This window comes from Acetobacteroides hydrogenigenes (assembly GCF_004340205.1).
GTDB lineage: Bacteria > Bacteroidota > Bacteroidia > Bacteroidales > ZOR0009 > Acetobacteroides > Acetobacteroides hydrogenigenes.
In genome coordinates this window covers 15,400-38,236 of sequence record NZ_SLWB01000017.1, presented here as the reverse complement: position 1 = coordinate 38,236, position 22,837 = coordinate 15,400, and the positions used below count along the sequence as shown (strand labels likewise).

20 protein-coding genes are annotated in these 22,837 nt (G+C 44.3%); all 20 read left to right on the top strand.

Annotated features, from left to right (window positions below):
- Positions 1-65 precede the first annotated feature (65 nt).
- The 20 genes from CLV25_RS14070 (at position 66) to CLV25_RS13975 (ending at position 22,836) form a co-directional block, all read left to right on the top strand.
- Positions 66-2,183 (top strand): ribonucleoside triphosphate reductase, encoded by a 2,118-nt coding sequence (locus tag CLV25_RS14070; RefSeq protein ID WP_131840305.1) that lies wholly within the window; start codon positions 66-68, stop codon positions 2,181-2,183.
- A complete protein-coding gene (locus CLV25_RS14065; RefSeq protein WP_165877091.1) occupies positions 2,173-2,820 on the top strand; it encodes an anaerobic ribonucleoside-triphosphate reductase activating protein in 648 nt (215 codons plus the stop codon). The genes CLV25_RS14070 and CLV25_RS14065 overlap by 11 nt, the downstream gene beginning before the upstream one ends.
- 488 nt (positions 2,821-3,308) lie before the next feature.
- The gene (locus CLV25_RS14060; protein WP_131840303.1) at positions 3,309-4,841 is read left to right on the top strand and encodes an HAL/PAL/TAL family ammonia-lyase; all 1,533 of its coding nucleotides are present in this window, start codon (positions 3,309-3,311) and stop codon (positions 4,839-4,841) included.
- 115 nt (positions 4,842-4,956) lie between these two features.
- Entirely contained in the window at positions 4,957-5,685 is a 729-nt protein-coding gene (gene fabG, locus CLV25_RS14055) for a 3-oxoacyl-ACP reductase FabG (RefSeq protein ID WP_131840302.1), read from the top strand.
- A gap of 4 nt (positions 5,686-5,689) precedes the next feature.
- Positions 5,690-6,913, top strand: a complete 1,224-nt coding sequence (locus CLV25_RS14050; RefSeq protein WP_131840301.1) for a beta-ketoacyl-[acyl-carrier-protein] synthase family protein — start codon at positions 5,690-5,692, stop codon at positions 6,911-6,913.
- 6 nt (positions 6,914-6,919) lie between these two features.
- Positions 6,920-7,171, top strand: coding sequence for an acyl carrier protein (locus tag CLV25_RS14045; protein WP_131840300.1), 252 nt, complete (start codon positions 6,920-6,922; stop codon positions 7,169-7,171).
- The gene (locus CLV25_RS14040) at positions 7,158-8,054 is read left to right on the top strand and encodes an LpxL/LpxP family acyltransferase (protein WP_131840299.1); all 897 of its coding nucleotides are present in this window, start codon (positions 7,158-7,160) and stop codon (positions 8,052-8,054) included. The genes CLV25_RS14045 and CLV25_RS14040 overlap by 14 nt, the downstream gene beginning before the upstream one ends.
- Positions 8,054-9,415, top strand: coding sequence for a lipid biosynthesis B12-binding/radical SAM protein (locus CLV25_RS14035; RefSeq protein ID WP_131840298.1), 1,362 nt, complete (start codon positions 8,054-8,056; stop codon positions 9,413-9,415). Before CLV25_RS14040 ends, CLV25_RS14035 begins: the two co-directional genes overlap by 1 nt.
- The gene (locus CLV25_RS14030; protein ID WP_131840297.1) at positions 9,391-9,837 is read left to right on the top strand and encodes a hydroxymyristoyl-ACP dehydratase; all 447 of its coding nucleotides are present in this window, start codon (positions 9,391-9,393) and stop codon (positions 9,835-9,837) included. Before CLV25_RS14035 ends, CLV25_RS14030 begins: the two co-directional genes overlap by 25 nt.
- 380 nt (positions 9,838-10,217) lie before the next feature.
- Positions 10,218-10,664, top strand: a complete 447-nt coding sequence (locus tag CLV25_RS14025) for an acyl-CoA thioesterase (RefSeq protein WP_131840296.1) — start codon at positions 10,218-10,220, stop codon at positions 10,662-10,664.
- A complete protein-coding gene (locus tag CLV25_RS14020; RefSeq protein WP_131840295.1) occupies positions 10,649-12,388 on the top strand; it encodes a beta-ketoacyl synthase N-terminal-like domain-containing protein in 1,740 nt (579 codons plus the stop codon). Before CLV25_RS14025 ends, CLV25_RS14020 begins: the two co-directional genes overlap by 16 nt.
- 2 nt (positions 12,389-12,390) lie before the next feature.
- Positions 12,391-12,645 carry a phosphopantetheine-binding protein gene (locus tag CLV25_RS14015; protein WP_047447399.1) on the top strand — a complete coding sequence of 85 codons (255 nt, stop codon included), beginning with the start codon at positions 12,391-12,393 and terminating at the stop codon, positions 12,643-12,645.
- Positions 12,645-13,844, top strand: a complete 1,200-nt coding sequence (locus tag CLV25_RS14010) for a beta-ketoacyl-[acyl-carrier-protein] synthase family protein (protein ID WP_131840294.1) — start codon at positions 12,645-12,647, stop codon at positions 13,842-13,844. The genes CLV25_RS14015 and CLV25_RS14010 overlap by 1 nt, the downstream gene beginning before the upstream one ends.
- On the top strand, positions 13,825-14,571 hold the full coding sequence (locus CLV25_RS14005) for a beta-ketoacyl synthase chain length factor (protein ID WP_131840293.1): 747 nt from the start codon (positions 13,825-13,827) through the stop codon (positions 14,569-14,571). Before CLV25_RS14010 ends, CLV25_RS14005 begins: the two co-directional genes overlap by 20 nt.
- Positions 14,562-15,236, top strand: a complete 675-nt coding sequence (locus tag CLV25_RS14000) for a polysaccharide deacetylase family protein (protein WP_131840292.1) — start codon at positions 14,562-14,564, stop codon at positions 15,234-15,236. The genes CLV25_RS14005 and CLV25_RS14000 overlap by 10 nt, the downstream gene beginning before the upstream one ends.
- A 97-nt stretch (positions 15,237-15,333) precedes the next feature.
- Entirely contained in the window at positions 15,334-15,963 is a 630-nt protein-coding gene (locus CLV25_RS13995) for a LolA family protein (RefSeq protein WP_131840291.1), read from the top strand.
- Positions 15,964-15,969: 6 nt separating this feature from the next.
- The gene (locus CLV25_RS13990; RefSeq protein ID WP_131840290.1) at positions 15,970-16,326 is read left to right on the top strand and encodes a hypothetical protein; all 357 of its coding nucleotides are present in this window, start codon (positions 15,970-15,972) and stop codon (positions 16,324-16,326) included.
- On the top strand, positions 16,323-17,492 hold the full coding sequence (locus tag CLV25_RS13985) for a DUF2062 domain-containing protein (RefSeq protein WP_131840289.1): 1,170 nt from the start codon (positions 16,323-16,325) through the stop codon (positions 17,490-17,492). Before CLV25_RS13990 ends, CLV25_RS13985 begins: the two co-directional genes overlap by 4 nt.
- Positions 17,493-17,494: 2 nt before the next feature.
- Positions 17,495-21,346 (top strand): trifunctional MMPL family transporter/lysophospholipid acyltransferase/class I SAM-dependent methyltransferase, encoded by a 3,852-nt coding sequence (locus CLV25_RS13980; RefSeq protein WP_131840288.1) that lies wholly within the window; start codon positions 17,495-17,497, stop codon positions 21,344-21,346.
- Complete coding sequence (locus CLV25_RS13975) at positions 21,343-22,836, top strand: phytoene desaturase family protein (protein ID WP_131840287.1); 1,494 nt, start codon at positions 21,343-21,345, stop codon at positions 22,834-22,836. Before CLV25_RS13980 ends, CLV25_RS13975 begins: the two co-directional genes overlap by 4 nt.
- Position 22,837: the final 1 nt, after the last annotated feature.

The following is a 22,837-nucleotide window of genomic DNA, read 5'->3' as shown; positions in this document are numbered from 1 at the left end:
TGTACCTTCCAAGTAGTTTTTACGTTCCCGCAAGTTACCATTTATAAACCTTATTACTAGAGAGTATGAATGGTGAACTTCTTTTTTCGACCATTGTGAAGCGCAATGGTGAACAAGTTCCGTTTAGTGCAAGCAAAATTGAGCACGCCATATTTAAGGCGATGCGTTCTCTTGGAAAACCCAACCGTAAGCAGGCGTACAATTTATGTCAGCTCGTTTTGAAAATGCTGTCGGACATCTGTCCTGATTGCAAGCCAACTGTAGAGCAGGTACAAGATTGTGTAGAGCAGACTCTTTTTAGTTATGGAGAGTTTGATCTGCTAAAGGCTTATATGCTTTACCGCAACCAGCACGCACAAATTAGAGATGCTAAAGAGCTTTTTAGCAACATTGAGGTGATGGACAACTACCTTAAGATGAACGATTGGCGAATAAAGGAGAGCGCCAACTCAGGCTATTCTCTTCAGGGGTTAAACCAGCACATCTCTACCGTAATAACTTCGCAGTATTGGCTTAGCAAACTGTACCCAGAAAGCATTGCCAATGCTCATAAACAAGGATACTTTCATATTCACGATCTAGGATTTCTTAGCGTGTATTGCGTAGGATGGGACCTGAAGGATATTCTTGTAACTGGTTTTAAGGGGGTTGATGATAAAGCGCAGAGTAAGCCTGCACGACACTTCCGTACAGCACTAGGGCAAATTGTAAATTTTTTCTACACCATGCAGGGTGAGGCGGCAGGTGCACAAGCTTTCTCCAACTTCGACACATTCCTAGCACCATTTATTCGCTTCGATAAACTCGACTATCAGCAGGTTAAGCAAGCACTTCAAGAGTTTCTGTTCAACCTTAATGTGCCTACACGTGTTGGCTTCCAAACACCGTTTACCAATATTACGATGGATTTGGTTGTCCCCGAATTTCTAAAGGATGAGGCCATTGTATGGGGCGGTGAAATACTGAACTATACTTATGGCGATTTTCAGCACGAGATGACGATGCTCAATATGGCTTTTGCCGAAGTAATGAGCGAAGGCGATGCTGCTGGAAGTCTTTTTTCTTTTCCGATTCCTACCTACAATATTACTCCCGATTTTAAATGGGATAATCCTGAGTACGATGGTATATGGGAGATGACGGCGAAGTATGGCATTCCTTACTTCTCGAACTTTGTTAACTCTGATATGAAACCTGATGATGTCCGCAGCATGTGTTGTCGTTTAAGGCTGGATAAGCGTGAACTAAACCGTCGAGGAGGTGGCTTGTTTGCTTCGAATCCTCTTACAGGATCTGTGGGCGTAGTTACCATTAACTTGCCTCGATTGGGCTACGAAGCAGTGGGAGAGGAGGACTTCTTTCAACGCCTTGAGAACTACATGACGCTTGCCAAGGAGAGCCTCGAAATAAAGCGTAAGATAATAGAGAAGCATACCGAAAATGGGCTTTATCCATACTCGAAGTTCTATCTCCGCCACATCCACGAGCGTTATGGATGCTATTGGAAAAACCACTTTTCTACTATTGGCATTAATGGAATGAACGAGTGCTGTATCAACTTCCTTGGTGTGAATATAGCCCATCCCGAAGGTCAACGGTTTGCCAAACAGGTAATGCATTTTATGCGTATGATGCTTGAGCAGTTTCAGGAAGAAACCAATAGCATTTACAATCTCGAGGCTACGCCTGCTGAGAGTACTGCATATCGTTTTGCACGCATAGACACAGAGCTGTATTCTGACATCATTGTGGCTAACCATGGACATTTTGCAAAGGGGGCTCAGCCTTACTATACCAACTCGACCCAGCTGCCAGTTGGATACAGTAGCGACCTATTCGAGGTGCTTAGTCTTCAAGATGATCTTCAGACGCTATATACAGGAGGAACCGTGTTGCATATATTTACCGGAGATAGTGGAATGTCGGCTTCGGCAGCCAAAAACCTCGTTCGAAAGGTAACCGGAAGTTTCCGTCTCCCATATATAACTATTTCTCCAACTTTTAGCATTTGTCCATCGCACGGTTACCTGCAGGGCGAACATGCAATTTGTCCTATTTGCGGAAATAGAACAGAGGTGTACAGTCGAATAGTTGGTTATATGCGTCCTGTAAACCAATGGAATGCAGGAAAACAGCAGGAATTTGCCGATCGTAAGCTGTTTTCGGTATCTAATGTTGAATAAGGAGATGGCGCAAATGATGCGTATAGGAGGTTTCCAAAAACAAAGTTTCATCGATTGGGATGGTCGAATGGTTGCTGTGGTTTTTACACAGGGCTGCAACTTTAGATGCGGCTACTGTCATAATCCTTCGCTAGTCATTCCTGAATTCTATAATACGGCTGCTTGCATTTCGGAGGATGAAGTGCTAGCAGCCCTTCTCTCTCGATGTGGTTGGCTCGATGGTGTTGTGATATCGGGAGGAGAGCCAACCCTTCAACCTTGCTTAAAGCAGTTTATTCAAAAAATTAAGGCTATGGGCTATTTGGTGAAACTTGATACCAATGGTACCAATCCTAACCTACTGGAGGAGTTGATCTACGAACGTTTGATCGATTACGTTGCTATGGATATAAAAACAATACCTACCTACGAACGCTATTCTCAGGTAACACCTATAAGTAGGTGCCAATTCTCCAAGGTTCTGCAAACGATGAGGTTGCTTCAGCAGAATGTTATATCTTATCAATTTCGAACCACTATCGTACCAACCTTGCATAGTTCAGAAGATATCATCGAGCTAAAACGGCAAATGACCAAATGTCCTTGCGTTACACTCCAGATGTATCGAGAAGGTGATACGGTGGCATGCTACCTTTAGCATTTGTCTTTTGTTCACCATTCTTATTTTGAATTTGAATATGGGGAAATAAATGGATTCTTATGTAGATGTAAGAATCATAAATTAGATATCCTGTAATATAAGGATTAGTGTTTCCCCATAATAAAATTGGGAATGATATATAAAATTCTAAAGGATAATGTATAAGAATAAAATAAGTAACAGAACACCTTTCTAATAGTGTTTAAAAGTTTGAATCTTTCTTTTTTTTTATACTTTTACGGCCGAATAATGTAGGGTGTTGTGAATTATCCTGAAATTTGTAAGTTGTTTATTAGCATCTTGTTAATGCTTTGGTGAAAGCACAAATGAGTGTTAATTGTTTTGTATTGGTTGGGCTTTCAGATTTTAATCGTGGGGTATATTAGCAGTGAAAAGAGAATAGACGCCTTAAAGTTGCTGCTTTAGTATTTAGTGCTGAACCTGTTGTCTTTTATACATTATTTAGTTCTATTGAAAACTATTTCATGTTGATTATGAATCAGTATATGGGAATTAATGGCCTTTACGATATTCTTTTTAATCGTAAGGATTTTGTTGTTTCAGACGATATCAGAGAAAAAGTTGAGAGTGGATATCGTTTCTTAGAGAGCTTTTCAAAAGACAAGGTTGTTTACGGGATAAATACGGGTTTTGGGCCAATGGCGCAGTACCGTGTAGATGACGAACACCTAAAGCAACTACAGTACAACATTATTAGATCCCATTCTTCTGGCGCAGGCGATCCGCTTCCCGAACTTTACGTTAAGGCTGCTATGGTAGCACGTTTGCTAACCTTTGCGCAGGGAAAGTCGGGCGTTCATATCGAGCTAGTAGACATCCTTTCGAAGTTTATTAATCACGAAATATATCCTATCGTTCCTCAACACGGAAGTGTAGGTGCTAGCGGCGATTTAGTTCAGCTTTCGCATATTGCGCTAACGCTTATTGGCGAAGGTGAGGTAATCTACAAAGGCGTAAGGCGTGATACCAAGGGTGTACTCGAAGAGGTCGGAATAAAGCCACTTGGCGTACACATTCGCGAAGGTCTTGCCGTTTGTAATGGTACCGCTGTTATGACAGGTATTGGCCTTGTTAACCTGATTAACTCCCGTAGGTTGCTCCGCTGGGGTGTTATTGCTTCGGTAATGATGAACGAGATTGCCGCATCGTACGACGATTTTATGTCGGAGGTGCTAAATGGCATGAAATTCCATGAGGGACAAAAACGCATTGCCGAGATGATGCGCGATCTATCAAAGGATAGCCGTTGCCTTCCAAAGCGCGAGGTAGAACTCTATGGTGACACAAACAACGAAAAGATATTTACGCATAAGGTGCAGCCATACTACTCGCTGCGTTGCGTACCTCAAATACTAGGTCCCGTTCTCGAAGAGCTTGAAAATGCCGAAAAGGTGCTTGTAAACGAGCTTAACTCGGTTGACGACAATCCTGTTGTTGATACCGTTACCAAAAGCGTTTACCACGGAGGTAATTTCCACGGCGATTACGTTTCGTACGAAATGGATAAGCTTAAGATTGCCATTACCAAGCTTACCATGCTTTGCGAACGCCAAATGAACTACCTGTTCCACGATAAAATTAACGGTATTCTGCCTCCATTTGTAAATCTAGGTGTTCTAGGTCTTAACTATGGTTTGCAGGCGGCTCAGTTTACGGCTACATCTACCACTGCCGAGTGCCAAACGCTATCGAACCCAATGTACGTGCATAGCATCCCTAACAATAACGATAATCAGGATATCGTAAGCATGGGAACTAACTCCGCGCTGATAGCAAAGACCGTTATCGAGAATTCGTTCCAGGTAATGGCCATCCATTTTATGGCAATTGCTCAAGCTGTTGATTGTTTGGGAATCCAAGATAAGCTATCAACCAGCACTAAGGCTATCTACGATCAGGTAAGGGCAATTGTTCCAGTATTTATTGAAGATACCCCCAAGTATAAGGAAATAGAGGCAATGGTTGCCTACCTTAAGTCTGGAGTGATGAGCAATTAGTGCGTGAAAAATTCTATCGTTTAGTTTTGTTGTAAAAAGCTAAATGAATACTAATTTTGGCGCTAAATTTTTGGAATAGGCTCAAGTAGAAAATGTAAAGGAAGAATAGAGCAATATGAAATATGCACTGGTAACTGGCGGTAGTCGTGGAATAGGACGAGCAATTTGCGTAAAGCTTGCTCAGATGGGCTATCAGGTGGTTGTAAACTATAAATCGAATAAGGAAGAAGCCGAAAAGACTCTTGAACTTATAGCAGAGCAAGGTGGTAAGGGGGATATGCTGCAGTTTGATGTGGCAAATGCTCAGGAAACTGCTGCCGCTCTCGAAGGTTGGCATTCGGCAAATGCTGGTGCGCATATCTCTGTGCTGGTTAACAACGCTGGCATTCGCAAGGACAACCTGATGATGTGGATGCAGCCTGAGGAGTGGAGTGCAGTACTCAACATCAGCCTTAACGGATTTTATAATGTAACTCAGCCCTTGCTAAAGAATATGCTAGTAAAGAAGTTTGGACGTATTATCAACGTCGTTTCTCTATCGGGCATCAAGGGATTACCCGGGCAAACTAATTATTCGGCTGCAAAGGGAGGTATGATTGCTGCAACCAAAGCGCTTGCACAGGAGGTTGCCAAAAAGGGTGTTACCGTAAATGCAGTTGCTCCTGGGTTTATCAAAACCGAGATGACTGCCGATCTTGATGAGGCAGAGCTGAAGCGCCTCATCCCAACCGGGCGTTTTGGCGAGGCAAAGGAAGTTGCGGAGCTTGTGGGCTTTCTGGCATCCGAAAACTCAGCCTACATAACCGGTGAGGTTATTTCGATAAATGGAGGATTATATACGTAGTACTATGAATAGAGTGGTTATTACTGGTATGGGGATTTATTCCTGTATTGGCAAAAATCTTGAAGAAGTAAAGGACTCATTATATAACGGAAAGTCAGGTATAGGATTAGATCCAGCCCGTAAGGAGATGGGCTTTCGTTCTGGGTTAACAGGCATGTTGGAGTTGCCCAATCTTAAGGGTAAACTCGATCGTCGAAGCCGAGTGTGTCTGCCCGAGCAGGGATACTACGCTTATGTTGCAACGCTCGAAGCGCTGCAGAATGCGGGTGTCGATCACGATTTCCTCATGCAAAACGAGGTAGGAATACTCTACGGCAACGATAGTTCCGCTAAAGCGGTGATCGAAGGAGTGGATATCCTGCGTGCAAAGAATGATACCACGCTTATCGGTTCGGGTAACATTTTTCAGGCAATGAATTCTACCGTTACCATGAACCTTTCGACGATCTTTAATCTTCGAGGCATAAACTTTACCATTGCAGGTGCCTGTGCTAGCGGTTCCCACTCTATAGGTATGGCCTACCTTCTTATTAAGAATGGCCTTCAAGACTACGTTATTTGTGGAGGAGCGCAGGAGGTAAACAGCTACTCTGTTGGAAGCTTCGATGGCTTAAGCGCCTTTTCGATTCGCGAGGACGATCCTGCTGCTGCATCGCGTCCATTCGATAAGAATAGGGATGGCTTGATTCCTAGCGGTGGTGCTGCCACTCTTTTTGTGGAAAGCTTAGATTCAGCTCTTCGTAGGGGTGCACCCATTTTGGGTGAAATCGTTGGTTACGGCTTTTCCTCTAATGGCGAGCATATATCGGTTCCTAATGTCGACGGTCCAAGTCGTTCGCTTAGGATGGCGATAAAGGATGCTGGTATTGACTGCAAGGCTATTGCCTATGTCAACGCGCATGCAACATCTACCCCCATTGGCGATTTTAACGAGGCAAAGGCTATTGCCGATGTTTTTGGCGATAACAAGCCTTACGTAGCCTCTACCAAATCGATGACCGGACACGAAATGTGGATGGCTGGGGCTAGCGAAATCATTTACTCTACGCTAATGATGCAGAACGGGTTTATTGCGCCTAACATCAACCTTGCCGAAAAGGACGAGGCTTCGGAAGCGCTTAATATCCCAACCCAAACGGTAGATGTAGAGTTTGACACGTTCCTTTCGAACTCGTTCGGATTTGGAGGAACCAACTCAACCCTAATTGTGAAAAAGTATAATAAATAGATAACAATGACAAACGAAGAAATTAAGGAAAAGTTGACCGCCGTGTTGGCCGATGAATTTGAAGTAGATGCTTCTATTATTACTCCAGATGCTCCTTTAATGGAAACGCTTGATCTCGACAGCTTGGACCTTGTTGATGTGGTGGTGCTGATTGAGCAAAACTTTGGCGTAACGCTAAAAGGACCTGATTTTGTAGGCATCAAAACGTTTGAAGATTTTTACAACCTGATCTCGGCAAAGGTTAATGGAGGAAACTAGCCGGAAGGCATGGAACGGCAAGTCAAGAGGAGGCTCGTTTGGGCACCTCTTTTTTATTCTTGTGATAAAGTATCTGGGAATAAGGGCTGCCTATTTTCATCTTCTGTTTGTTGTTCCCTACTTTGTGCCGTTTGCACCCAAGGCCACTAAAGCCATGTGGCGCTACAATCGCCACATCCTTAAGTATGGAAAGCTTAAGGCGGGGTGGATGATTCTGGTTAGCTACTACCGTTTTGGACAGACTATCATCGATAAGGTGGCCATCCTGAATGGCATGGCCAATCGGTATAAGTTCGACTTTGATAACTACGAGGAGTTTCTTAGCGTGCTAAATTCCGGCGAAGGCGTAACTATAATTGGTGCGCATGTGGGCAGCTGGGAGGTGGGAGCGCCATTCTTCGACCACTATGGCCGTAAGATCAATATCGTGATGTACGATGCCGAGTATCAAAAGATAAAGGCTGCCATCGAGAAACATGGAGGTGATAAAAACTACAAGGTGATTCCGCTAACCGAGGATTCGTTGGAAAGTATTATCCGAATTAAGGCTGCCGTTAACGCAAAGGAATATGTGTGCTTCCAGGGCGACAGGTATATGTCGGACAAGAACGTGATTACTGCAAGCTTTATGGGTGCTGATGCCAAGTTTCCATCAGGGCCGTTTCTTGTTGCTTCGCGCCTGAGGGTTCCTGTGGTTTTCTACTTTGCCATGCGCGAGAAGAGCTGGAAGTATCGCTTTTACTTTAAGGTGGCCGCTCCGGTAGCTCGAACAGCTACTCGAAAACCAGAAGAACTCCTATTCGAACAGTACAAAAAGGAGCTGGAAGCCATTGTGTCGAGGTATCCTCAGCAATGGTATAACTTTTACCAATTTTGGAATTAATGAAGAAAACTATACTGCTCGTTTCTGCCAACCGTCACCGCGTACCTTACCCCGTGTACCCCATCGGGGTTTCTTACTTGCGAGGCTACTTGGAGTCGAACCTTGCAGACTTTCAGGTGGAGGTATTTGATTGTAACCTCCATTCCGACGAAGAACTTGCCCAGGAGCTTAAAAGGATAAATCCATCGTATGTAGGGGTCTCGTTGCGTAATATTGATGGGGCAAACTCGTTGGACCGATCGAGCTTTATAGGTAGCTACAGGGAGATTGTTTCGTGTATAAGGGAGAATTCAACAGCAACCGTATTCATTGGTGGAGCCGGATTCTCTATCTACCCTCAAGCGCTTATTGATGAGCTTAAGCCCGATTACGGGATTATTGGGGAAGGAGAGGAGTCGCTATGCCAGCTGATTCAAACCCTCGAAAAGGGCGAAGATCCTTCGGCGATAGAGGGCATTGCCGGCTACGTAGATGGAACCTTTAGGTGTAATCCTCATACAAAATACTTAAAGTCGCTCGATGTTAAGTTTGAGCACGATCTTATCGATTTCTACTGGCAGAGCAGCGGAATGCTCAACATCCAAACCAAGCGCGGATGCCCCTACAGCTGCATCTACTGCTCCTATCCGCTGATTGATGGACGAAAGGTTCGCACGCTCGACACCGATTTGATTATAGATAATATCAAGCGGGTAAAAGAGGAGAAGGGTATCAACTACCTGTTCTTTACCGATTCGGTATTCAACATCAACAACAGCTACAACATCGAGCTGGCCGAGAAGATTATCAAGAGCGGTTTAAAGATACGATGGGGAGCATACTTCGCTCCAAATAACCTTAGCGATGAGATGCTGGCGCTGTTCAGGGCATCGGGGCTAACGCACATCGAGTTTGGAACAGAATCGTTTTCGGACACGCAGCTGGCTAACTACGGAAAGCTCTTTACCTTTAAGGATGTGCTGGAGTCGTCGGAGCTATGCCTGAAGCATAACATCTTCTACGCGCACTTCCTGATACTTGGCGGCTACGGCGAAACGCCGGAAACCCTAAGGGAAACAATAGAGAATTCCAAGAAGATACAGTACAGCGTCTTTTTCCCCTACATGGGGATGAGAATATACCCCGGAACTAAGCTTCAGTCAATCGCTATAGCGAAAGGAGTTATCTCTCCAAATGATGACTTGCTTGCTCCAACCTACTACCTCGAAGAGGGCTTCGAGGTAGAAGAGGTAAAACGAATGGCTTTGGAAACCGGAAAGGCTTGGGTTTTCCCCGACGATCCGCAAAGCGACATGATGGACGTGCTGCGCTACAAGCGTAACAAAAAAGGATTGCTATGGGAGTATTTGAGAAAGCCATAATTGAAGGCGACGAGGTGCTGAAGTACATTCCTCAGCGCCCCCCAATTGTGATGGTCGACAAGTTCTTTGGAGTTCAGGAGAACATGTCGGCTAGTGGACTTCTGGTGAAGGAGGATAACATCTTCTGTGAGGATGGTGTGCTTCAGGAGTGTGGTGTAATTGAGCATATCGCTCAGTCGGCAGCCATGCGCATTGGCTACATCCATATCAGCAATGGAACGGAGGTTCCCATTGGCTTCATAGGCTCTATAAACAGGCTAACGATAGATCGTTTACCCCGCGTGGGTGATGACCTTTACACAGAGGTAGAGGTAGAAATGGAGGTCTTCGACATCACCCTGCTATCGGCAAAGGTAATGTTGGGTGATAGGCTTATTGCCGAATGCCAGATGAAGGTTGCAACGCCCGGCGCTGCCAAGTAACGCTGATTATACCTGCTCTCCCGTTCCGGGAGAATGGTGAAATGATCGTTGCGTTGCTCTCCCGTACCGGGAGAACGACAAAATGGTGTATTGGGGGTTCTCCCAGCTTGGGAGACGCTGAAAATGGTGGTTTTCTCGCTCTCCGACATCGGGAGAACAACAAAATGGTGAATTTGTCGCTCTCCCAATTAGGGAGACGATGAAAATGGTGAATTTGGAGCTCTCCCGCATCGGGAGAGCAAGAAAATGATGGTTTTTACACTTTCCCACATCGGGAGAACGGTAAAAATATAGTTGAGATGCTCTCCCGCATCGGGAGAATGCTGTAATGTTTTTGTGGATGCCTTCAATAGCCTTCATGAAAATAAAAATCGGATAAAATGGCAAAAAAAGTAAAACGCCAAGCTCCAAGCTTGATAAATCGCACCCCGCTTCGGGTACGCTTTAGCGAGGTCGACTCGATGCAGATCGTGTGGCATGGAGAGTATGTTCGCTACTTCGAGGATGGCCGCGAAGCATTCGGCCGTCAGTATGGCGGATTGGGCTACATGGAGATGTACAACAGCGGCTATGTGGTTCCGCTGGTAAAGATAAATCTGGAGTTTAAGTATCCGTTGGTATGCGGCGATACCGCAATTGTGGAAACGCGCTACATCAGCTGCGAAGCGGCAAAGATTATCTTCGAGTACACCATTTACAGGGAGTCGGACATGCAGGTTGTTGCCACAGGCGAGAGCACGCAGGTGTTCTTGAATAGGGATAACGTGCTGGAGCTGGTTAACCCCGAGTTTTACATTCAGTGGAAGAAGAAATGGGGAGTGGAGTAAGTAATATAGCCTACGTAGGTTCAACCAACGTTATTAGCTCGGTGGGCTTTACCACCGAAGAGTGCTTTAACGCCCTTGAGCGCTACGTGTCGGGTATTGTACCTGTTGATGATCCTAGCCTTTACGAGCATCCGTTCCTGGCAGCGCAGGTAGATTGGCAGCGCCTAAGCGCCATGGCTCAAGCCGCAGGTTTGGAAGGCTACACCAGCACCGAAAGGATGATGATTCTTTCGATTAAGGATGTTCTGGAGCAATCGGGGATTAGCCTGGCAAGCAAAGACGCTGCAGTAATCATTTCCTCAACTAAGGGCAATGTCGATCTGCTTAGCCAAAGCGTAGAGGTGCTCGACGAAGGTGCCTACCTTTGGAAGATGGCTCAGCGCGTGGCTAGCTACTTTAATGCTTTTAACAAGCCGGAGGTAATCTCCAACGCCTGCATATCTGGCGTATCGGCAGCTGTTATAGCCTCGCGTCTGGTTCGCGAAGGTGCATATAAGCATGTTGTGGTTGTCGGTGCCGATATCCTTACCCGCTTTGTGGTAAGCGGATTTTCGGCGTTCAAGTCGGTTAGCAGCCGCCCCTGCACGCCCTACGATGCCCACCGCGATGGACTGACGCTGGGCGAAGGCTGTGCGACAATCCTTATAACTTCGGATAAGAGCCTTTCCTGTGGCGTTGCTGTCGAAGGCGGCGCTATTACCAACGATGCCAACCATATTTCTGGTCCTTCGCGCACGGGTGATGGCCTGTGCTACGCCATACAGCAGGCAATGCAGGAGAACGGTCTGACTGCTGAGGATATCAGCTTCATCAACGCACACGGAACGGCAACATCCTATAACGACGAGATGGAGTCGAAGGCAATAGCCTTGGCTGGACTATCATCTGTACCGGTGAATAGCCTAAAGCCCTACTTTGGGCATACGCTCGGTGCTTCGGGCGTCATCGAAACGGTGATGTGCGTGGAGATGCTAAAGCACGGATTGGTTATTGGAACCAAGGGTTTTGCTGAGCTGGGCGTTCCTCAACCTATTGTAGTCTCTGGGGAACATCAGCCTATCGGTAGCATGGTACGATGCGTGAAAACAGCTTCCGGCTTTGGGGGATGCAACGGCGCCGTGGTGCTTGCTCTCGAAGAGCATTCCAAGGAGATTAAGGTTAAGGAGAATGACGGTACAGCACAGCGTATCGGTAGCTGCCAGATTGCCGATGGTAAGGTGGTGGTAGATGGTAACGTTGTGTTTGAAGCAGGCGGTGACTTTGCGGAGTTTATTCGTGGGGCATTTAAGCATCTTGAGGCTCCGAATATGAAGTTCTACAAGATGGATAACCTGTGCAAGCTAGGCTATCTTGCCGCTGAGTATCTGCTTAAGGATAAAAAGTATGCTCCCCTAGATTTGGGAATTGTACTAGCCAACCGCAGCTCATCGCTCGATACCGACATCAACCACCAGCGCATACTTAACGAGCATTCGGAGGCTGGTGCAAGTCCTGCCGTGTTCGTATATACCTTGCCAAACGTTGTTCTGGGCGAGGTATGCATTCGCCATAAGATACAAGGCGAAAACACTTTCTTTATCAACGAGAATAAATCTGATAGCTCCCTCGAAAGCTACGCACGTATGGTGCTCGAAAGGAGCCAGTATAAGGCTGTCATCTACGGCTGGTGCGAGCTGTTGGGCAACGACTATCAAGCAGAGTTAGTAATAATTGAAAAAAAATAGATATGGAGAAGCTAATAAACGATCTAAAAGTTCAGCTTATTGAAGCGCTTAACCTAGAGGAGATAACTCCCGAAGAGATTGATGCCGAAGCGCCTCTTTTTGGCGATGGGCTTGGTCTCGATTCGATTGACGCACTAGAAATCATCCTAATTCTTGAGAAGCAGTACGGATTGCGTATCGAGAATCCTGCCGAGGCAAAACCAATATTCTATTCGGTGCGTACCTTGGCTGAGTATATCGAAAAAAACAGAAAGTAATGCAGATTTGTGTTAGCGGCATAGGAGTTGTTTCCTCAATTGGCATTGGGGTAGATGCTAATGTGGCATCGCTTGCTTCGCAAAAGGATGGCATGGGCAGCATAACCCTCTTTGATTCTACCCACAACCTTCCGGTTTCGGAGGTTAAGGCGTCGAATAGGGAGTTGGTGCAGATACTATCGCTACCTGAGCGTAATACCTATTCGAGAACTGCTCTGTTGGGTATGCTTGCTGCCAATGAAGCATTAAAGGATGCTGGAATCGATTTGGATAAACTCCGCGTTGGGCTTGTTTCTGCCACCTCGGTAGGCGGAATGGACTTAACCTACGGCTTCTACGAGGAGTTTGCAAAGGATAGTTCTAAAGGAAGGCTAAGAAACGTCGCATCTCACGATTGCTACGATAGCACGCATAAAATAGCGGAGTACTGTGGTATAAAGGGTTTCTCTACTACCATCAGTACAGCTTGCTCGTCGGCTGCAAATGCTGTAATGCTGGGTGCCCGACTAATAAAGCATGGCTACCTAGATTGTGTTGTTGTTGGTGGCACCGATGCGCTGTGCAAGTTCACCCTTAACGGCTTTAACTCGCTGATGATTCTCGATAGCCAAAAGTGCCGTCCATTCGACAATTCGCGTGCAGGGCTTAACCTTGGCGAAGGTGCCGGTTATATCGTGCTTCAGCGTACCGATACCGTTTCCCGTAAACCATACTGTTTGCTAGGCGGATTTGCCAATGCCAACGATGCTTACCATCAAACAGCATCTTCAGCCGAAGGTAATGGAGCATACCTCGCCATGAGCCAGGCGTTAAGCATGAGTGGACTAAAGCCAAGCGACATTAGCTACATTAACGTTCACGGAACAGGAACCCCCAATAACGATGCTTCGGAAGGAGCAGCCTTACGACGTCTGTTTGGCGATAGCGTTCCTGCGTTTAGCTCAACAAAGTCGTATACCGGGCACACGCTTGCTGCTGCCGGAGGTATTGAGGCTGTATTTTCGGTTCTTTCAATTGATAGAGGGATGATTTTCCCAAACCTCAACTTTACATCTCCAATCGAAGGTTTAGGGCTTACTCCTGAGACATCTTTTAGCGAAGGAAACGATATAAGCGCTGTTATGTCCAACTCGTTTGGCTTTGGAGGAAATAATTCATCACTAATATTTACGAAGAAAGATGGCTCTTTACATCAATAGTGCGAGTGCTTACCATGCGGAGTTAGACTTCAAAACGCTGATCCCCGATGCTAACATGCGTCGCCGAATGAGTTACGTTGTAAAGATGGGAGTAGGAACGGCAATGGACTGCATTCGTAAAACTTCGGTTGATCGTATTGATGCCATTATTACAGCTACCGGATTGGGCTGTCTTGCCGATAGCGAGAAGTTCTTGAAGTCGATACAGGATAGCAACGAGCAGCTGCTCAATCCTACGCCTTTCATCCAGTCTACTTTTAATACGATAGGGGGACAAGTTGCCCTTTTATCGAAAAGCCACTGCTACAACATGACCTATGCTCATCGCTTCTCCAGCTTCGAGAGCGCTCTGCTGGATGCGATAATGATGGCTGAAGATGGCGAGGCTGAGCATATTCTTGTTGGTACTGCTGATGAGAAAACACCTACCCAGCAAAAAATCATGGAGCGATTGGGTGCATTTCGTAAAGGAAATACGCCAGACGAAGGTTCCTTCTTCTTTATGCTAAGCCGTACACCTACAACCGAATGCCTTGGTGTTATTGAAGGTCTGTACTTAGGTGGGCAAAATCCTAATGGAGAGTTCGACATCACAATAAATGCAGATAAAGGTTACCATACAGCCTCAGCTGCTGCCATGTTTAAGGGAGTAGAGGAGGTTAAATCTGGTGCTAAGCGAGTTTTGGTGGTTAACGACGACTATAAAATAGCCTTGAGATGTATGTAGTAATTCTTGTTGTTGGCTTTTTGCTTTTAGCGGTGTATGCCTCGGTAAGTATCTCTGCCGGAGTATACGTTAAGGCTTTCTGTAGGGCAAAAGGTAACAGCAAGTCTATAGCGCTCACCTTCGACGATGGTCCTGATTCGGTTTGGACGCCTAAGGTTTTAGAGGTTCTGAGACGCTACAACGTTAAGGCTACATTCTTTTGTATTGGTGATAAGGTTGAGAAGCATCCCCAGTTGGTTAAGATGCTGATAGAAGAAGGCCATATTGTAGGAAATCATACCTACTATCATACTTCTTTTTTTCCTCTTCTAAGCACGAAGAAGATGGTTGACGAACTACAACGGTGCAATGAGGCTCTAACAAATATAACCGGAGAGTCGATAACCCTGTTTCGCCCACCATTTGGGGTGACGAACCCTACTATTGCAGCCTCTGTTCGGGAGTTGGGGTATAAGGTTGTCGGCTGGAGCATCCGATCGTTTGATACGGTTAAGTCAGAACGTGAGAAGGTGCTCAGAAGAATTCTTAAAAAAGCACATGCAGGTGGAGTTATTCTAATGCACGATAATCTAGAAAACAGCGATTGGCTGGTTGAGCAGGTTATTGTCAACCTCCATGAGCAGGGATACGAGATAAAAAGATTAGACGAACTTTTTGAAATATAGGATAAAATGAAACGAGCATGAATATAGAAATTCACCAAGACAGATGAAAATCTATCATGCGAGTTACATGTGACCATTTATAAACAATTATTTTCACATGAAATCCAAATTACTCGCTTTGATGTTGCTGTGCTCAACAGCTGCTTTTGCACAGAACTATGGCAATAAGATAGATCCTTCGCGTGGTTTTAGCGAGCGACTAAAGAGTGCCAGCGATAGAACTCAATCGATCACTTGCGATTTTGAACAGGTTAAGTTTATGTCTGTACTGGCAAAAACAAATAAGTCGAAAGGTAAATTCTTCTACAAGAAGGCTCAAAAGATATGCCTTGAGTATACCAATCCTCAGGGCAACCTTATTGTTATGAATGGTGTGAAGTTTAAGATTCAGACAAACGGTAAGGCTACTGTTGTTAAGATGAACTCTAACCCAATGATGCGCCAAATGGGCGACATGTTAACGGCTTGTATGACTGGTAATCTAAATTTGTTTGGCAACCAATCAGTATCCGAATACTTTGAAAACCAATCGCACTACACGGTTGTAATTACGCCAACCAATAGAAGAGTAAAGAGTTATCTTAAGCAGATTGTTCTTCGATTTGACAAGGGTGACATGACCTTGTCATCTATGAGGATGAACGAAAATGATACCGATTACACCCTATACGAGTTCAGCGATAAAAGGCTTAATGCCAACGTTGATGACGATAAATTTAAGATCTAATTTCTTATGCTGCTAAAGAACCGCTTTTATACAGTAGAAAGCACCAGCACAGAAGGCAATGCCCATAAGCTTGTTGTGAAGATTGATGCTAATCATTCAATTTTTAAGGGTCACTTTCCTCAGCAGCCTGTAGTCCCTGGCGTTTGCACCATTCAGATGCTAAAGGAATGTGTTAGCGATTTGCTGGGTAAGTGCATAAGGTATACCTCTATTCCTTCGTGCAAGTTCATATCATCTATTATTCCTTCGGATGATGCGGTAGAGTTGAGCATTGTGGTGGGAAACGAAAACACCTTTCAAGCGGTGGTTTCGTTAAACGGAGCGGTAATGCTTAAAATGAAGGCTAATTATACAGAGCAATGATTGATTGTAAAGATAGGCTGAAAGCCCTTGGCGTTGTAGTGGTGATCCCTACCTATAACAATCATGCTACGCTGTTAGGCGTAATTGACGACGCTGCTTGCTACTCTAACGATATCATCGTAGTAAACGATGGTTCTACGGATGGTACTGCTGATATTCTTGCCGACAAACAGGGCATTACCCTGATTTCGTATGCCGAGAATAGGGGGAAGGGACATGCGCTAAAGGTTGGTCTCCGAAAGGCAGCTGAACTCGGTTATCGTTATGCAATTACCATAGACTCAGATGGGCAGCACTATCCTGATGATATACCTTCATTTATCGATCAAATAGAGAAAACTCCAGATGCTTTTATTGTAGGCGCTCGTAATCTTACGGCTGATAACATGCCGGGTAAAAACACCTTTGCCAATAAGTTTTCGAACTTTTGGTTTAAGGTTGAAACTGGGATTACCATGCAGGATACCCAATCGGGCTATAGGCTTTATCCCTTAAATAAAATAGCGGGGATGAAGTTCTTTACTCCTCGTTATGAATTTGAACTTGAGATTATAGTACGCTGTGCTTGGAAAAGAATTCCTGTGATAAACATTCCGGTTAAGGTATTTTACCCAAGCGTGGAGGAGAGAGTTTCCCACTTCCGTCCTCTGCGTGATTTTACCCGCATAAGCATCCTGAATACCTTTTTGGTTACAATTGCCCTGCTTTACTACTACCCGATAAGTTTCTTTAGGGCATTAACCAAGGAAAACATAAAGCGATTCACTCGCGACCATATAACGCATTCAAAGGAATCTAATCTTAAGATTACCTTTTCCGTAGGGATCGGCATTTTCTTTGGGATCGTTCCCTTGTGGGGATGGCAAATGATATCGGCAGGGATAACGGCGCACCTGCTAAGGTTAAACAAGGTCATTGCCGTTGCTGTATCGAACATCAGCATTCCTCCGATGATTCCATTTATTCTTTATGGCAGCATGGCAATGGGAGGTTTGGCGCTAAACAAGCCGACGTTACTTCCTTTATCATCAATCAATATAGAATCTATTTCTGGTTGCATGTTTCAGTATATAGTAGGGAGTATCTTACTTGCGGTTGTTGCCAGTGTAATTTTTAGTAGCATAACCTTTATAATGCTCAACTTTTTTAGACGTAACCCACTCTAGCAATGGATACCTTTTTCATTAGGATATATAACTACTTTTATAATCGTAAGCCACTTCTTTACTCCCTGATGGTTGGGAGTATTATTGTTTTGTCGTTTTTTGCCGTTAAAGTGAATTTCGATGAGGATGTTACCAGCTTTTTCCCCGATGGCAAGGATAATCAGAAAACAGCTTTGGTTTTTAAAAACCTAAAGGTTAAGGATAAGATCATAATCCTATTTTCATCTGCCGACAGTTCAAAAACATCCGATCCCGATAAGCTTATAGAGGCTAGCGAGGTATTTGTGGGCAAGCTGAAAAAATCGACAGCTGCACCTTTGATTAAGGATGTGGTTACCGAGGTTAATGTCTCTGCAATGAATCAGGTAACCGACTTTATTTATGCGAATCTGCCGATTTACCTTACAGATAAAGATTATAGTAAACTAGACTCGTTAACCTCTCCCGAGGCTATAAAGCATAAGATGCAAACCAACTACGAGAATCTGATCTCGCCGATGGGTGTTGCGCTTAAAGATATTGTAGTAAAGGATCCTCTAGGGCTAGGAAATTCGGCTTTGTCTGGGCTGAAGGTTTTTGGTGAGGCTGCAAATTACACCATGTACGACGGCTATATCTTTTCGGAAGATATGTCGAAGATGTTGGTTCTGATCGACCCTGTAAATGGAACAGGAAGTACCGGTAAAAATGAAGCGTTGATTTCTTCTATCGAAGAGCAGGCCAAAACGGTGATGCAGCAGATGACAGAGGTAAGTATCGAGCATTATGGCGGGCCAAGCGTTGCCGTTTATAATGCCCGACAGATAAAGAAGGATACGATGATTACCCTAACCATCGCTATCCTGATTATTGTTGTGTTTATCTCGTTGGCATTCCGAAACTGGTGGGCGATGATTCTTATATCACTTCCCGTGCTTTTCGGAGGCTTATTTGCCCTTGCGTTGATCTACTTTATTAGTGGCTCGATGTCTTCTATTGCCATAGGCGCAGGTGCGGCGGTATTCGGCATTGCCATGAGCTACTCCATCCACGTTCTTTCGCATCGCGAGCATACAAAAACAATTCCGCAGGTAATTGAGGAGTTAGCCTATCCGCTAACTATAGGAAGCTTCACAACTATCGGTGCATTCTTGGGATTACTTTTCACCAACTCGAAGCTTTTACGCGACTTCGGTTTATTTGCAGCATTATCGTTGGTTGGCACCACTATCTTTTGTCTGGTATTTTTACCTCACATGCTTTCGGAAAAGAAGCGCGAGAAAAAAAGCAAACTTTTGGAATGGATAGAGCGAGCCAACAGTTACCGATACGATTCGAACAAGTGGCTGATAGGTTTCATCGTCATTCTTGTTGGTGTTTGTTTCTTCTGGTATAATGATGTTCGCTTCGATAGCGATATGATGCACCTCAACTACGAGTCGGATGCGCTTAAAAAGACCGAACAAAAGATCAACTCGATATACAACGGAACAAGCAAGAAAGTTCTTTTTGTATCTGCATGTAAGAACAACGACAGTCTGCTTACTGCCTATGCTAGTATAAACAAAAAGTTAGCCTTACTCCAATCGGAGGGTAAAATCGAAAAGTCGCTTTCTGCTCAACAGTATCTTGTTCCGGTGGAGGTTCAAAAAGAACGTATCGAGAAGTGGAATAAGTTCTGGACAAAAGAACGTCGTGAGAGGGTTTGTGCACTTATCGAAGCGAATGCTGCTGCTCTTCAGTTTGCTCCTGGTTGCTTTAACGGCTTTAAAGATATTCTCGATAAAACTTACCAACCGATCTCTTTTTCGGCAAAAGAGCTTGCTGCATCACCCTTATTCAAGGATTGGGCTTCGTCTGCCGATTCGTTATCTATGCTTATAACGCAGGTTGCCGTAAAGGATAAGTATAAGGATGAGGTTTACCATCAGATGAGATCGGAAAAAGATTTGGTGGTTGTCGATCGTTCATACTTCGCTCAAAAGATGGCAGCATCGGTGAATAACGACTTTAACCTGATTCTTGTCATCTGCTCCGTTTTAGTTTTCTTAGCGTTGCTGCTTTCTTATGGTCGTCTTGAGTTAGCCATAATGTCATTTATTCCAATGGCAATTAGTTGGATCATTATTCTAGGGCTAATGGCAATCTTGGGAATAGAGTTCAATATTGTAAATATCATTCTTTCCACCTTTGTATTCGGTATTGGCGACGACTTTAGCATCTTTATTATGGATGGATTGCTGAACGAGTATAAGACGGGGAAGAAGATGCTCTCATCTCACAAAACTGCCATCTTCTTTTCGGCCTTTACTTCTATTGTAGGAATGGGTGCGTTGATATTTGCAGGCCATCCCGCATTACAATCCATTTCGATGATTTCGCTACTTGGAATGGTAGCCGTAGTGCTAATTTCATACACCGTACAACCGATAATCTTCAGACTTTTTATTGCATCACAAGTAAAAAGAGGTGGATTTCCATATACCATTCTTGGAATCGCCAGATCATTATTTGCCTATATTTTCTTTTTGTTTGGATGCATTTTTCTTCAGCTGCAAATGATGATTTCATGGATCATTCCGGTAAGTAAAAAGCGAAAGAAGTATTGGTTTCATGTATCCGTAAGTTTTGCAACTCGAGCTGTTGTAGATGTTATGTTTATGGTGCGAAAAGTTCGAATTAACAAGCATGGCGAAGACTTCAAGAAACCAGCAGTTATAGTTGCCAACCATCAATCGTTTATTGACATACTTGTGCTTTTAGGGCTTAATCCTAAAACAGTAATGGTTACCAATGGTTGGGTGTGGAATTCTCCCTTCTTTGGAAGAATTGTTCGCTATGCCGATTTCTACCATACCGCCAATGGATATGAAGCGTTAGCTGATTCTCTTAAGGAGAAGATTGCTGATGGTTACTCGGTGGTTGTTTTCCCCGAGGGAACCCGTTCTGTTGATGGTTCCATTAAACGTTTCCATAAGGGGGCGTTCTATTTGGCGGAGACGCTGAAGATGGATATCCTTCCTATAGTGCTTTACGGTAATGGAATGGTAATTTCTAAGCGACAGCCTTTCTTTATTAAGAAGGGAACTATTGTTACCGATATTATGGAGAGAATCCCTTATGGTAATACCCAATTCGGTAGCGGATATAAGGAAAAATCAAAAGACATAGGCGCTTTAGTGAGAGCAGAATACAGTAGCCTTTGCGATGAGTTTGGCAAAGCTGACAATCCTTACTTCTTTGAGGCACTAACCAATAGCTACACCTATAAAGGTCCTGTGCTCGAGTGGTACATGAAGGTAAAGGTTCGCATGGAAAAGCGCTACCGTGTTTTTGACAACCTTATACCTAAGGATGCAACCATAACTGATATCGGTTGTGGATACGGGCCGCTCTGCTTTATGCTTTCCATGTATTCGCCCAAGCGTACCATACTAGGAATCGATTATGACGAAGAAAAGATTGCTGTGGCTAACCATAGCTTCCTCAAAAATGAGAACCTTACTTTTGTTTGTGCCAATGCAGCCAAGTATGAAATACCATATTCTGACATATTTATTTTGAATGATGTCTTGCACTACATGGGCATAGATGCACAGGAGGCGCTTATCCAAAAATGCATAGCGGCGCTTAATCCAGGTGGCAAGATCATAATCAGAGATGGTGATACATCGAAGCAGGATAAGCATAAGGTAACGAAGCTAACCGAAAAGTTCTCAACAGAGATCTTCAAGTTTAATAAAACAGAAGGAGAGCTATGCTTCTCCTCTGCCGATCAGATTAAAGTAATTACAAAATCTAGCGGATTAAATATTAGCATAATGGACAATGATGTTCACACTTCGAATACGATATATATTCTACAAAAGCAATGAGTAAGTATGATGTTGTGATAGTTGGTAGCGGTCTGGGAGGACTGGAGTGCGCTGCTATACTATCGAAAGAGGGATACCATGTTTGTGTTTTAGAGAAGAATCCAATTATTGGTGGCTGCCTTCAGTCCTTTAAGAGAAATGGGCATCTGCTTGATACGGGATTTCACTATATCGGAAGCTTAGATCCGGGACAGATCCTCCATCAGTATTTTAAGTATTTTGGAATTTTAGATAAGGTAAAGCTTCGTCGCTTAGATGAGGATGCTTTTGATGTTATTAACTACGGAGGTTGCGAGTATAGCTATGCGATGGGCTACGACCGATTTGTTGATACCCTTGCAGAGAAGTTTCCTTCCGAACGATCAGGCTTGAAGGAGTACGCTAATAGGATAAAGAATATCTATGATCTTATTAGCGTAAAGCATTTGCAGAATGGCATTATCAGTGCAGGAGGAATGGAGTACTTCTCGCAGTCCGCCTCTCATATGATTGAGGAAACCGTAAAAGACGAGAAACTTCGTAATATTCTTGCCGGTAATGTAACGCTTTACGGTGGCGAACGCGATCATTCGATGCTATACCATCATGCTATGATTACGGGATCTAATATAGAAGGCGCATACCGCATTGTAGATGGTACCCAAAGCATTGCCGATGCTTTTGCGGATGTTATCCGATCGAATGGAGGAGAGGTGCTCAAACGCAAAGAGGTTACCCGTTTTATAGTGGAGAACAACAGAATTTCTGCGGTAGAGTTAAATGGAAGCGAGCGTATTGAGGCTAAATATTTCATATCGAACCTGCATCCTGCCACAACTTTTGATTTGGTTGATAAAACAAAGGCAATTAAGAAGGCTTATTTAACTCGCATGAATTCGATGCCCAATACCTATGGGCTGTTTACCGTTTACTTGATAATGAAGAAGGATTCCTTCCCTTACATCAACAGAAACTACTACCTTCACGAAGGTTCCGATGCGTGGTATGCAACGGCTCATCCAGAGGATAAGCGTGTAAGGTTCGCTTTACTTTGCAACCAGGCCAACAGCTACAACGAAAAGTTTGCCGATGTGGTTACAATTCTTTCTCCTATGTTTTTTGATGAGGTTGCGCAGTGGAGTGGCACAACGGTTGAAAGGAGAGGGGATTCGTACAAGGAGTTTAAGCAGGCGAAAGCGGAAGAAATCATTGATTTTGCTGCGCGATATATACCGAATATAAGGGAGAGCATAGAAAGGATATACACGGCAACACCTCTAACCTATAGAGATTATACGGCAACACCCCAAGGTTCTGCTTATGGGATTTCCAAAAGTTACAAAAATCCGTTGATATCGCTCATTCCTACAAAAACCAAGATCGAAAATCTCTTTCTAACAGGCCAAAACCTTAACGTACATGGAGCTTTGGGCGTTACGTTAACGGCAACGCTTACTTGCTCTGAGCTACTCGGTAAGGAATATTTGGCGAAAAAAATTGGGGCTGTTTAGT